Annotated in this window: 11 protein-coding genes; 9 read left to right on the top strand and 2 right to left on the bottom strand. The window is 72.1% G+C overall.

Going from position 1 to position 12,711, the window contains the following annotated elements; translation table 11 throughout:
* Positions 1–62 precede the first annotated feature (62 nt).
* From MTES_RS14005 to MTES_RS13990, 4 genes are all read left to right on the top strand, one after another.
* The gene (locus MTES_RS14005) at positions 63–1,226 is read left to right on the top strand and encodes an acyl-CoA dehydrogenase family protein (RefSeq protein WP_013585925.1); all 1,164 of its coding nucleotides are present in this window, start codon (positions 63–65) and stop codon (positions 1,224–1,226) included.
* On the top strand, positions 1,226–2,497 hold the full coding sequence (locus tag MTES_RS14000; RefSeq protein ID WP_013585924.1) for a DUF445 domain-containing protein: 1,272 nt from the start codon (positions 1,226–1,228) through the stop codon (positions 2,495–2,497). The genes MTES_RS14005 and MTES_RS14000 overlap by 1 nt, the downstream gene beginning before the upstream one ends.
* 38 nt (positions 2,498–2,535) lie before the next feature.
* The gene (locus tag MTES_RS13995) at positions 2,536–2,886 is read left to right on the top strand and encodes a gamma-glutamylcyclotransferase family protein (RefSeq protein WP_013585923.1); all 351 of its coding nucleotides are present in this window, start codon (positions 2,536–2,538) and stop codon (positions 2,884–2,886) included.
* A 128-nt stretch (positions 2,887–3,014) separates the two neighbouring features.
* On the top strand, positions 3,015–3,479 hold the full coding sequence (locus tag MTES_RS13990; protein WP_013585922.1) for a SixA phosphatase family protein: 465 nt from the start codon (positions 3,015–3,017) through the stop codon (positions 3,477–3,479).
* Between the two features lie 109 nt (positions 3,480–3,588).
* Here MTES_RS13990 and hutH read toward each other — a convergent pair whose 3' ends face one another.
* Positions 3,589–5,118 carry a histidine ammonia-lyase gene (gene hutH / locus MTES_RS13985; RefSeq protein ID WP_013585921.1) on the bottom strand — a complete coding sequence of 510 codons (1,530 nt, stop codon included), beginning with the start codon at positions 5,116–5,118 and terminating at the stop codon, positions 3,589–3,591.
* Positions 5,119–5,179: 61 nt separating this feature from the next.
* Between hutH and MTES_RS13980 the strand changes: the two genes are divergently transcribed.
* The gene (locus MTES_RS13980) at positions 5,180–5,953 is read left to right on the top strand and encodes an IclR family transcriptional regulator (protein ID WP_013585920.1); all 774 of its coding nucleotides are present in this window, start codon (positions 5,180–5,182) and stop codon (positions 5,951–5,953) included.
* A gap of 175 nt (positions 5,954–6,128) precedes the next feature.
* Here MTES_RS13980 and MTES_RS13975 read toward each other — a convergent pair whose 3' ends face one another.
* The gene (locus tag MTES_RS13975) at positions 6,129–7,127 is read right to left on the bottom strand and encodes a LacI family DNA-binding transcriptional regulator (RefSeq protein WP_013585919.1); all 999 of its coding nucleotides are present in this window, start codon (positions 7,125–7,127) and stop codon (positions 6,129–6,131) included.
* 186 nt (positions 7,128–7,313) lie between these two features.
* Here MTES_RS13975 and MTES_RS13970 point away from each other — a divergent pair, with 186 nt between their 5' ends.
* Genes MTES_RS13970 through MTES_RS13955 form a run of 4 tightly spaced genes read left to right on the top strand, consistent with a single transcriptional unit; the run spans position 7,314 to position 12,566 of the window.
* On the top strand, positions 7,314–8,564 hold the full coding sequence (locus tag MTES_RS13970) for a sugar ABC transporter substrate-binding protein (protein ID WP_013585918.1): 1,251 nt from the start codon (positions 7,314–7,316) through the stop codon (positions 8,562–8,564).
* Positions 8,565–8,566: 2 nt separating this feature from the next.
* Positions 8,567–9,712: a carbohydrate ABC transporter permease gene (locus MTES_RS13965; RefSeq protein WP_013585917.1), complete on the top strand. Its 1,146-nt coding sequence runs from the start codon at positions 8,567–8,569 to the stop codon at positions 9,710–9,712.
* Positions 9,709–10,623, top strand: a complete 915-nt coding sequence (locus MTES_RS13960; protein ID WP_013585916.1) for a carbohydrate ABC transporter permease — start codon at positions 9,709–9,711, stop codon at positions 10,621–10,623. Before MTES_RS13965 ends, MTES_RS13960 begins: the two co-directional genes overlap by 4 nt.
* Positions 10,620–12,566, top strand: a complete 1,947-nt coding sequence (locus MTES_RS13955) for a glycogen debranching N-terminal domain-containing protein (protein WP_013585915.1) — start codon at positions 10,620–10,622, stop codon at positions 12,564–12,566. Before MTES_RS13960 ends, MTES_RS13955 begins: the two co-directional genes overlap by 4 nt.
* Positions 12,567–12,711 lie beyond the last annotated feature (145 nt).

Below are 12,711 nucleotides of genomic sequence, written 5' to 3'. Positions count from 1 at the left end.
GGCGGCAGGGACACTCGGGCCGGAACGCCCCGCAGCCCACCGGCGGCGACAGAATGGATGCCATGACCACCCCGTTCGATCCCGCTCGGTTCCTGCCCGACGATCTGCTCGCGCGCGTCCGCGAGCGGGCCGTGACGCACGACCGCGACAACACGTTCCCGCGCGAGGATCTCGACGAGCTGCGGGCGGCGGGCTATCTCGGCATCCTGGTCCCCACCGATCGCGGGGGCGCGGGCCTCACGCTGACGGAGGCGTCGGTGCTGCAGCAGCGCCTCGCGGGCGCCGCGCCGGCGACGGCCCTGGCCATCAACATGCACCTCGTGTGGACGGGGGTGGCGAAGGTGCTGCAGGACCGCGGGATCGACGACCTCGCCTTCGTGCAGCGGGGAGCGGCGGCGGGCGAGGTCTTCGCGTTCGGCATCAGCGAGGCGGGCAACGACCTCGTGCTCTTCGGCAGCGACACCGACGCCCGCCCCGAGGGCGACGGCGGCTACCGCTTCACCGGCACGAAGATCTTCACGTCGCTCGCTCCGGTCTGGGATCACCTCGGCGTGCACGGGCTCGACACCACGTCCGCCGACGCTCCACGAATGGTGTTCGCGTTCCTCGATCGCAGCGATGCCGTGGTCACGCGCGACGACTGGGACACCCTGGGCATGCGGGGCACGCAGAGCCGCACGACCGAACTGCACGGCGCCACCGCCCCCGCCGAGCGGGTCGTCCGCCGCCTCGCGCCCGGACCGCAGCCCGACCCGCTCGTGTTCGGCATCTTCGCGGTGTTCGAGATCCTCCTGGCGTCGGTCTACACCGGGATCGCCCGCCGCGCTCTCGACCTCGCGGTCGAGACGGCGCACGCCCGGCGCTCGAAGAAGAGCGGCACGACCTACGCGAACGACCCCGACATCCGGTGGCGGATCGCCGACATGGCGCTCGCCTACGACGCTCTCCCGCCGCAGCTCGCCGCGCTCAGCACCGACGTCGACACCCTCGCCGACCACGGCGGGCGCTGGTTCTCGCTCCTCGCCGGGGTCAAGCACCGCGCCGTCTCGACGGCCAAAGCGGTCGTCGACGACGCGATCCTCGTCGGAGGCGGGTCGGCGTACTCCGCCCACAGCGAGCTCAGTCGGCTCTACCGCGACGTGCTCGCAGGGATGTTCCACCCCTCCGACCCCGAGTCCGCGCACTCCGCCGCGGCCACGGCATGGCTGGGACCGGTGTCGTCGTGATGGCCCGCACCCCCACGGCTCAGCTGAGCCCCGCCGACCAGGAGCGCCGCCGCGCACTCGCGCGCATGAAGGGGGTCGCGCTCGGCGCGCTGATCGGGATGGCCGTGATCTTCGCCGTCGCGTTCGCCTTCCAACGCGACGTGACCTGGCTGCAGTACGTCCGCGCGGCGGCCGAGGGCGGCATGGTCGGTGCCCTCGCCGACTGGTTCGCGGTGACGGCTCTGTTCCGGCATCCCCTCGGTCTGCCCATCCCCCACACCGCGATCATCCCGCGTCGCAAGGACGAGATCGGTCGGCAGCTCGGGGAGTTCGTCGAGACGAACTTCCTCGAGGCAGACGTGGTGCGCACCAAGCTCGAGTCGACGCCGCTCGCGGCGCGGGCGGGGGCGTGGCTCGCCGAGCCCGCGCACGCCGAGCGCCTGGCCGCCGAAGGGGCGACGCTGGCGACGAGCGTGCTGCGCGCCCTGAGCGACGAGGACGTGCAGGGTCTCATCGAAGACCTCGCGCGCGAGCACCTCCTGTCCCCCGATTGGGGTCCCTCCGTGGGCGGGTGGCTCGAGCGCGTCGTGAGTTCCGGGGCGCACCACGGGGCCATCGACCTCGCGTTCGACAACATCGCCGTGTGGCTCGGCAACAATCGCGAGGTGTTCCAGGGCCTCGTGTCGCAGCGGCTTCCCGCGTGGGTGCCGAGCCTCGCCCTGCGTCTGGTCGACGACACGATCTACCGCGAGGCCGTCAGCTTCGTCGACGCCGTCCGCGCCGACCCCCGCCACCAGGCGCGCGGCGCGATCGACGGCTATCTCGCCCGACTCGCCGACAACCTGCAGCACGATCCCTCCACGATGGTGCGCCTCGAAGAGGCCAAGGCCGCCGTCTTCGACAGCCCGCGTGTCCGGCAGCTCGCGGCCGACGCGTGGAACACCGCGAAGACCGGTCTGCTGAGCGCCCTCGCGGATCCCGACAGCGCCCTGCGCCGGCGCGCGACCGCGGCCCTCGCCGAGGTGGGCGTCCGTCTGCAGAACGACGAGACGCTGCAGCGCCGCGTGGACGGGTGGGTCATCGATGCCGCCGTCTTCGTCGTCGGCCGGTACCGCCACGACATCGCCTCGATCATCACGGACACCGTCGAGCGATGGGATGCCGAGGAGACCACCGAGAAGATCGAGCTCATGGTCGGCCGCGATCTGCAGTACATCCGCCTCAACGGCACGATCGTCGGAGCCCTCGCGGGTCTCGCGATCTTCACGATCGCGCACCTGTTCTGGGGGTGACCTTCCCGGGCGCGCACGGGGATGGATAGCCTGAGCGCGTGAGCGACGATCCGGGCCGGGAGTTCCTCTTCTCCTATGGCACGCTGCTGCTGCCCGAGGTCCAGCTCGACACCTTCGGGCGTCGCGTGCCGAGCGACGAAGACGTCCTGCCCGGCTACCGCCTCGAGTGGACCGACATCGACGACGAACGCGTGGCTCAGCTGTCGGGGATGGACGCGCATCCGATCCTGCGCCGCACCGGCGATCCCCGCGATCGCGTGTTCGGGCGGGTGCTCGAGCTCACCGCCGACGAGCTGGACGCGGCCGACGAGTACGAGGTCTCGCTGTATCGGCGGACCCGGGCGGTCCTGGCGAGCGGTCGCGAAGCGTGGGTCTACGTGGGCGTCTGAGAGCTCACAGCACGTCAGAGCCCCCGCACGCCAGCCCCGGTCGGATGTCGGGAGCCGACGATATCGTTGTCGGCGGTGGAACGCGGGCGAGCCTCGAGCCCGCGGCACCGGCGTGACGCGGAGGAACGATGATCCAACTGGTGCTGGCGCGGCACGCGAAATCCGACTGGGCCGATGAAGGTCTCGCCGACCACGACCGACCGCTCAACGAGCGGGGCCGACGCGATGCTCCGCAGGTCGCGCGGGCGGTGAGTCGTCGGGGTGTCCGCCCGGAGGTGCTGCTGTCCAGCACGGCTCTGCGCGCCGCGACGACCGCCGAGGCCTTCGCGGCCGAGTTCGAGGTCGAGGTCACGCAGCGCGCCGACCTCTACCTCGCCGATCCTCCGCAGCTCCTGGCCGCCGCCCGCGAGGCCGGAGCCGACGAGGTGATGGTCGTCGCGCACGACCCCGGGATGAGCGAGCTCGTCTCCCGCCTGGCCGATCGAGACGTGCGGATGGTGACGTGCGCCGTGGCGATCTTCACGTGGCACGACGGCACGTGGGACGACGTGGATGCCACGGCGCCCGACGCGTTCGAGCTGCTGACGCCGTAGCCTCGAGGCGGGTTCCACCACATCGCGCCCGGCTCCGCCCCAAGGCCGCGAGCCCCACCCGCGCCCCGTCCTCTCGCACCGCGTCGAGCGCCACCCGCGCCTCGCCCCCTCACGCCGCCGCGAGCGCCACCCGCGCCACGTCCCCGGACGCCACCAGGTCGGTCACCGCCTCGATCTCGGGCGACACGAACCGGTCGGGGCCGGGGCCGTCCACGCGCGTGCGCACGAGAGCGCGCACGGCTCCGGTGGCCGCCGCGGGCTGCAGCGGGGCGCGCAGGTCGAGGGCGCGGCATCCGGTCATCACCTCGATCGCGAGAACACGCGCGAGGCCGTCGAGCGCCCGACGGAGCTTGCGCGCCGCGGCCCAGCCCATCGAGACGTGGTCCTCCTGCATCGCGCTGGACGGGATCGAGTCCACCGACGCGGGAGCGGCGAGGCGCTTGAGCTCCGACACGATGCCGGCGGCGGCGTACTGCGCGATCATCAGCCCGCTGTCGACCCCGACCTCGTCGGCGAGGAAGGGCGGCAGGCCGTTGCTGCGGGCGACGTCGAGCGCGCGATCGGTGCGCCGCTCCGACATGGATGCCACATCCGCCACCGCGATCGCGAGGAAGTCGAGCACGTACGCCACCGGCGCACCGTGGAAGTTGCCGTTCGACTCGACGCGGCCGTCCACCGTGACGACGGGGTTGTCGACCGCCGAGGCCAGTTCCTGCTCAGCGACCATCGCGGCGTGGGCGAGAGTGTCGCGCGCCGCGCCGTGCACCTGGGGAGCGCACCGCAGAGAGTAGGCGTCCTGGACGCGCGTGCACGCAGGGCCCCGGTGGCTCGCGACGATCGGCGAGCCGGCGAGGAACGCGCGCAGGTTCGCCGCCGACGCCGCCTGACCGCGCTGCGGACGCAGGGCCATGAGGTCGGCGGCGAACACGGCATCCGTCCCCAGCTGCGACTCGACGGAGAGTGCGGCGGCGACGTCGGCGGTGGTCAGGAGCGTCTCGAGGTCGTGCAGGGCGAGCAGCAGCATCCCGAGCATCCCGTCGGTGCCGTTGATGAGGGCCAGCCCTTCCTTCTCGCGGAGGCGCACCGGCTCGATGCCCGCCGCGGCGAGCGCTTCGCCCGCCGGCATCGCCCGCCCCTCGGCGTCGCGGACCTCGCCCTCGCCCATGACCGCGAGGGCCACGTGCGAGAGGGGCGCGAGGTCGCCCGAGCAGCCGAGCGAGCCGTACTCGCGGACGATCGGGGTGACGCCGGCGTTCAGGAGCGCCGCGTATGTCTCGACGACCAGCGGACGCACGCCCGTCCGCCCCGTCGCGAGGGTCTGCAGACGCAGGAGCATCAGGGCGCGGACCACCTCGCGCTCCACCTCGGCCCCCGTGCCGGCGGCGTGCGAGCGGATGAGGCTCGCCTGCAGTTGGGCGCGGCGGTCCTCGGCGATGAAGGTCGTCGCGAGCGCCCCGAAGCCGGTCGAGATGCCGTAGTGCGGCTGCGGGTCGTCCGCGAGGCCCTCGATGAGCGCGCGCGTGTCGGCGACGCGTCGCAGGGCGTCGGCGCTCACCTCGACCCGGGCATCGTGCCGGGCGACGGCGACGACGTCGTCCGGGCGAAGGGGGTGTGTTCCGACGGTGATGCTGCTGCTCATACGCCGATTCCATCGCGTCGGGCGTCGCGGAACGACGGGGATCTGGCATCCTGTGTCTGTCATGTCAGACAATCCGCGCCCGCAGGTCCCCGCCGCCGATCAGACGCTGCGCATCCTGTCGTTGCTCGCGCGGCAACCCGGCCCGGTCGCCGCGCAGACGATCGCGACCACGCTCGGCATCCCCCGCTCGAGCACCTATCACCTGCTCGCCACCCTCGAACAACACGGCTACGTCGTGCACCTCCCCGGCGACCGGCGGTGGGGCCTGGGCACCGCGGCCTTCGAGCTCGGCGGGGGCTATGCGCGGCAGCAGCCTCTCGCGCGCCTCGGGCGCCCCCTGCTCGCGGCACTGTCGGACCGCGTCGGCGAGAGCGCGCACCTCGCCGTGCTGGCGGGGCGCGACGTGCTGTACATCGTCGAGGAGCGCGCACCACGGCGGCCCGCCCTCGTCACGGATGTCGGCGTGCGGCTCCCCGCGCACCTCGCCGCGACAGGTCGGGCGATGCTGTCCGCGCTCCCCCGTCCGCAGGTGCGGGCGCTGTACCCGGATGCCACGGCCCTCACGCAGCGCACCGGACTCGGCCCCACGACCCCCCGCGCCCTGCGCGAGCTGCTGCGCGAGGTGCGCGCCGCGGGCTACGCGAGCGAGGACGGCGAGGTGACGCCGGGGTTCCGCTCCGTGGCCGCTCCCGTGCTCGACCACGCCGGCTGGCCGGCCGCGGCGGTCGCGCTCACCTGGCCGGCCGACGGATCCGCGCGCGATGCCGTCGCGCTGGCGGCCGCGGCCTCCGGAACCGCCGCCGAGCTCGCCCGCCGTATCGGCCGGCACGCCTGACGCGGGGCGCGGGGCCGCGCGGTGCGGGGCCGCGCAGAGCGGACCCCGCGCCAAGCGGACCCCGCGTCCTCCCCTTGAGTGTCCAAAACACCCGGACGAATCGCGGAAACGTCCGGGTGTCTTGGACACTCAACGGCGTTTCGAGCCCGCCCGCGAGCCGCAGAACCGCGGCGCCTCAGCGCACGACGAGCCGCGGCTCCACCAGCACGTGGGCTCCCCCGGCGACCGCGGCACGCGGGGCGACCACCGTCCCGTTCTCGCCCATCAGAAGGTCGAGGGCCCCGGATGCCACGCGCTCGGGCAACTGCTCGACGCTCGAGAGTCCGAGCGCTTCGGCCGCGGGCGTGTTGTCGAAACCGACGATCGTGACGTCGTGACGGCCGGCGAGGGTGACCGCGAGGTGCGCGCCGATCGCGAGGGAGTCGCTCGCGCAGACGATCCCCGTGACGCCGGGATCGGCCGCGAGCCCCGCGGCGACGACGTCGCGGGCCGCCCCGACGTTCTCTTCCACGACCCAGCGCGGACCGTCGGGCGCCGTCTCGCGCCACCCGCGCTCGCGCTCGTCACCGGTGCCCGATCCACCGGGCCACCCGAGGAAAGCCACGCGCCCATCCCCGCGGGCGAGCGCGTGCGCGGTCGCCGCCCGGGTCCCCGCGGCGCCGTCGACGTCGACCCACAGGTGCGCGGGGGCTTCGACGTCATCCTCGCCCCAGGGCCGCCCGAACGAGACGAACGGCAGGTTCCGCGCCGTCAGCCACCCGGTGCGGGGGTCGCCGTGGAACGTCCCGGTGACGACGACGGCATCCACTTCTCCGCCCTCGAGCAGGTCGCCGAGTCGGGCGATCTCCTCCTCGGGCGTGCGGGCCGCGTAGAGCAGCACACGCATGTCGCGCTCGCCGGCGCGCTCGGTGAGCGCGTGCACGAAGCGGTCGAGGACCACCCCCGAAATGCCGCCCGCGTAAGGATCGAGATGGATGCCGATGGTCGAGCTGCGGCGGGTGCGGAGGCGGCGCGCGGCCGCGTGCGGGCGGTAACCGAGCTCGGCGATGGCCGCTTCGACGCGCAGGCGCGTCGCTTCCTTGACGATGTCCGGGGTGTTGACGACGTTCGAGACCGTCTGTCGCGAGACGCCCGCGACACGGGCGACATCGTCGACGGTGGGCGCTTTCGCCACGCGGCCTCCCTCGCTCGTCGGCTCGGTGGCACGCGCCACCAGACCGTCAGCCTAAGCGGCGGAACAACCGCTTGACAGGCGCGACCACCGTTTCGTACCGTGGTGGCACCCGAGTTTGAACGTTCAAACTTTGGCCCTCCGATCACATGTGGAGGGGTCGCATGCCTCATCGAAGGAGAGAGACACATGACACGGCACACTCCCATCCGCCGCGCGCGAGGCTGGCTCGCAGCCGGCGCGCTCCTCACCACCGGCGCCCTCGCCCTCACCGCCTGCGGCTCGGGCTTCAACGACTCCCCCGGCGAGGGCCAGGCCTCCGGCAGCGGAAAGCTCAGCATCCTCATCGGCTCCTCCGGCGACGCCGAGACGAAGGCCGTCACCGACGCCGTCGCCGCGTGGAGCGAGAAGTCCGGCGTCCCGGCGGAGGTGCAGACCGCCAACGATCTCCCCCAGCAGCTCTCGCAGGGCTTCGCCGCGGGCTCCCCGCCCGACCTCTTCTACCTCGCACCCGAAGCCCTCGCCGGCTACGCGGCGAACGGATCAATCGCCGCCTACGGCGACGACCTCGCGAACAAGAGTGACTTCTACCCCTCGCTCGTCGACAACTTCACCGTCGACGGGAAATTCTTCTGCGCCCCGAAGGACTTCTCGACACTCGCGCTCATCATCAACACCGACCTGTGGTCGGCGGCGGGACTCACGGATGCCGACATCCCCACGACGTGGGACCAGTTGGCATCCGTCGCCCAGAAGCTCACGACCGACGGCCGCGTGGGCCTGGCGTTCGGGGCCGAGTACCAGCGCGTCGGCGCCTTCATGGCGCAAGCCGGCGGCGGACTCGTGACCGACGGCAAGGCCACGGCCGACAGCTCCGCGAACGTCGAGGCGCTGACCTACGTGAAGACCCACCTGAACGACGGCAGCTTCGCCTTCGCCTCGGACGTCGGCGCCGGCTGGGGCGGCGAGGCGCTCGGCACGCAGAAAGCCGCGATGGTGATCGAGGGCAACTGGATCACCGGTGCCATGAAGGCCGACTACCCCGACGTGAAGTACAAGGTCGCCGAGCTCCCCGCCGGCCCCGGGGGCAAGGGCACTCTGCAGTTCACCAACTGCTGGGGTCTCGCCGCCGACAGCGGCAACCAGGAGCAGGCGCGCGATCTCGTCCAGTACCTGACGAGCACCGACCAGCAGCTGGCCTTCTCGAAGGCCTTCGGCCCGATGCCGTCGATCCAGTCCGCGGCCGATGCGTGGTCGAGCGCCAACCCCGACCAGACCGCGTTCCTCGCGGGCGCCGAGTACGCGCAGTTCCCGCCGAACATGGCCGGAGCCGCCGACGTCATCACCGACTTCAACGCCCAGCTCGAGTCGCTCAAGACCGGCGACCCGCAGGCGCTGCTGAAGACGGCGCAGTCGAACCTCGAGGCCATCACCAAGTAGCCATGAGCGCTCTCTCCCCCGCGCGTCGCCGCGCCGGATCCTCTTCCTCGGGGATCCGGCGCGGCGAGGCCGCCGCCGGTTGGCTCTTCACCGCCCCCGTGCTGATCATCCTGGGCGTCTTCCTGCTCGTCCCCGTGCTGATGGCGCTGTGGGTGAGCTTCTCGGACTGGACCGGTCGCGGCAGTCCCTTCTCCTCGAACGTCGGCTTCGTGGGTCTCGACAACTACGCCGCGGTCACCACGGGCGGCGGTCTGGCCGAACGCGACTTCGGCACGGCCCTGCGCAACAACGCCTGGTACGTGCTGCTCGTCGTCCCGCTGCAGACGGCCCTCTCCCTGTTCCTCGCGGTGCTCGTCAACCGCGCGATCCTGCGCGGGCGCGGCTTCTTCCGCACCGCGTTCTACTTCCCCTCGGTCACCAGCTCCGTCGCGATCACCGTGCTCTGGCTGTTCCTCTTCTCGTCCTCGGGCGCGATCAACGAGGTGCTCTCGTGGCTCGGCGTCAACGGCCCGAACTGGTTCAGCGACCCGTCCGGTGTCGTCCACAACCTGCTCGGCGCCGTCGGCGTCACGAGCGGACCGGCCTTCCTCACCGGCAACACCCTGCTCGGCGTCTCGTGGTGGGACTGGCTCGCCGGCCCCTCGGTGGCGATGTCGGCGTTCATCCTCATGGCGGTGTTCACGACCTCGGGCACGTTCATGCTCCTGTTCATCGCGGGCCTGCAGAACATCGGCGGTGACGTACAGGAGGCCGCGATGATGGACGGCGCGAACGGCTGGCAGCGCTTCTGGCGCGTGACCCTCCCCCAGCTCAAGCCCGTGCTCTTCACGGTGCTCACCCTCGGACTCATCGGCACCTGGCAGGTCTTCGACCAGATCTACACGGGCACACAGGGCGGTCCCGGCAAGACGACACTGACGCCGGCGTATCTCAGCTACTCGGCGGCGTTCCTCTCGCAGCAGTGGGGCCAGGGCGCCGCGATCGCCTTCGTGCTCTTCGTCATCATCGTCGCCCTCACGATCCTGCAGCGCTTCGTGCTGCGCGACCGCCCGGTCTCGCGGCGCCGCCTCCGGCAGTACGAGGTGCCCGCGGCCGCCTCCGGCTCCGGCGCCGATCGCCCGCGCGCGAAGAAGGGAGCGCAGCGATGACCGCCACGGCATCCCCGCAGACGACCGTCCTCGCCGAGCAACGCCTCGACCGACCGACGCGTCCTGCGAAGCACCGCCTGTCGCGCAGAGCGCTCGGGTGGCAGATCGGGCTCTACGCCCTGCTCATCGTGCTGGCTCTCATCTACATCTATCCGTTCCTCGTGCAGGTGGCGACGTCGTTCAAGACGGATGCCGCAGCCGCGGCCGATCCGATCTCGCTCGCGCCGCAACCCTTCACGTGGGCGGCCTACGAGCGCCTCTTCCTGAACTCCGACTTCCCCGTGTGGTTCGGCAACTCGGTCGTGGTGACCGTCTTCGTCACCGCGGGCCGGGTGTTCTTCAACTCCCTCGCCGGCTACGCGCTCGCCCGCCTGCAGTTTCGCGGTCGCGGGATCGTGTTCGCGGGACTCATCGCGGTCATGGCGGTCCCCACGGTCGTGCTGCTCATCCCGAAGTTCCTCGTCATCAACCAGCTCGGCATCTACGACTCGTACGCGGGCATGATCCTGCCCCTGCTCGTGGATGCCGCGGGCGTGTTCATCATGAAGAACTTCTTCGAGTCGATCCCGCCGTCCGTCGAGGAGCAGGCGCGCATCGACGGTGCCGGCACGTTCCGCATCTTCTGGTCGGTGGTGCTGCCGATGGCGCGCCCCGCGCTCATCACCATCGTCATCCTGTCGTTCCAGGGATCGTGGAACGAGCTCAGCCACTTCGTCATCTCGACGCAGTCCCCCGAACTCACCACCCTGACCAAGGGCGTCGCCTCGCTCGCGAGCGGCCAACTCAGTCAGGGCAGCCAGTTCCCCCTCAAGCTCGCGGCCGCGGCCATCATGACGATCCCCGTCGCCGTGGTGTTCTTCATCTTCCAGCGCCGCATCATGAACGCCAGCGAAGGAGCCGTCAAAGAATGACCACCGCCCCCACCACCTCACCGGCCGGGACGACCACCGAGACCCCTCCCCTGCAGCCCCTGCTCGACGACGCGGTGATCGTGCTGCGCGCCCCTACGCAGGTCTGGTCCGACACCACGGGCGGCATGGGCGGCGCTCCCGTGCACGGGGTCTATCACGGCGACGTGCGGCACGTCCGCGCTCTCACCCTGACGTGCGACGATTCCCCCGTCGAGTGGATCTCGACCGCGCCCGACGGTGCCTCGCGCCTGGTCCTCGGCGGTCTGCTCCGCGGGCTCGACGACACGACCCCCGACCCGAAGGTGCGGCTGCTGCGCGACCGGCGGGTCGCCGACGGGCACGTCAGCGAGACCTGGACGCTGCGGTCCCGCGTCGATCGTCCGATCTCGACGACCCTGCGGTTGTCCCTCGTCCCCGAGTTCGCACAGCTGCACGAGGTGAAATCCGGCCACGCCCACGACCGCGATGCCGCCGTCGACATCGACGGGGAGCGCGCGACGGTCGACGCCGGCGCCCAGGGCCTCGAGCTCGTCGCCCCGGGCGGGCAGGTGGCATCCGGGTCCGACGGACTCGCCGTGCGGTGGGACGTCGAGGTTCCGGCGTTCGGCAGCGCCGAGGTCGCGTGGACGCTCACCCTCCGCGACGACACGCTCGTCGTGGGCGCGGCCACGGCGCCCCCGCGATGGGATGCCGCCTCCGTCGCCGCGAGCGCCCCCGACCCGCGCCTCAGCCGGTGGGTGCGGACGGCTCTCGACGACCTCGACGCGTTGCGCCTGGTGTTGCCCGAGCATCCCGACGATGAGTTCTTCGCCGCCGGCGCGCCGTGGTTCTTCACCCTCTTCGGCCGCGACTCCCTGTGGGCCGCGCGCCTCGCCCTTCCTCTCGACCGCGAGATCGCGGCATCCACCCTTCGCGTGCTCGCGCGCCTGCAGGCGACCGAGGACGACGCGCAGACCGCGCAGGAGCCGGGCAAGATCCTGCACGAGCTGCGGGCGTCCGCGCTCGAGATGCCGGGCGAGGGAATCGTGCTCCCGCCGAAGTACTACGGCAGCGTCGACTCCACCCCGCTGTGGATCTGCCTGCTCGCCGACGCGTGGCGCGCCGGCATGCCCGAGGCCGAGGTGCGCGAGCTCCTCCCGGCGCTGCGGGCGGCGCTCGGGTGGATCCGCGACAGTGGCGACAGCGACGGCGACGGCTTCCTCGACTACATCGACCGCCTCGGCACGGGCCTGTCGAACCAGGGGTGGAAGGACTCGGGCGACTCCATCCAGTGGCGCGACGGCCGCCTCGCCGAGGGCCCCATCGCCCTGTGCGAGGTGCAGGGCTACGCGTATGAGGCCGCTCTCGCCGGAGCCGAGCTTCTCGAAGAGTTCGGTGAGGGGACGGATGCCGCCGACGCGGCGTTCTGGCGCGCCTGGGCGGCCGACCTGAAGGCGCGTTTCGCCGACACCTACTGGGTCGAGACGCCTGAGGGCCGTTACCCCGCCGTCGCGCTCGACCGCGACAAGCGGCCGGTCGACACGCTCACGAGCAACATCGGCCACCTGATCGGCACCGGTCTGCTCTCCGCCGAGGAAGAGGCGCACGTCGCGCGGCTGCTCCTCGGCGAGAGCATGTCGAGCGGGTACGGCATCCGGACGATGTCAACGGATGCCGCCGGTTACTGGCCGCTGTCGTACCACGGGGGCAGCGTGTGGGTGCACGACACCGCGATCGCCGCGCACGGGATGCTGCGCGCGGGCCTTCGCGACGAGGCCCGTGCGGTGGTCGACGGACTGCTCGACGCCGCCGAGGGCTTCGACTACCGCGTCCCCGAGCTGCACGCGGGCGACCCGCGCAGCCATTCGTCCGTGCCGACGCCGTACCCCGCGGCCTGCCGCCCGCAGGCCTGGTCGGCGGCCGCTGCGGTGGTGTGCCTGAGCGCGCTCGCGCCCGGCGCGTGAGGCTGTCGTGCGGTCCGGGGGCTTCGACGCGCTCAGCCCCCTCCGCCGCCGCCGAGGTCCCCGACCCCGAACCGGGGTCCCTGAGCCCCCGCCGAGTTCGCTGAGCCCCGACCGAGGTCCCTGAGCCCGTCGACGGGACCGGCAC

It is taken from the genome of Microbacterium testaceum StLB037 (assembly GCF_000202635.1).
Lineage (GTDB): Bacteria > Actinomycetota > Actinomycetes > Actinomycetales > Microbacteriaceae > Microbacterium > Microbacterium testaceum_F.
Note: the sequence above shows the minus strand (reverse complement) of the source record. Positions and strands in the feature narration are given on the sequence as shown.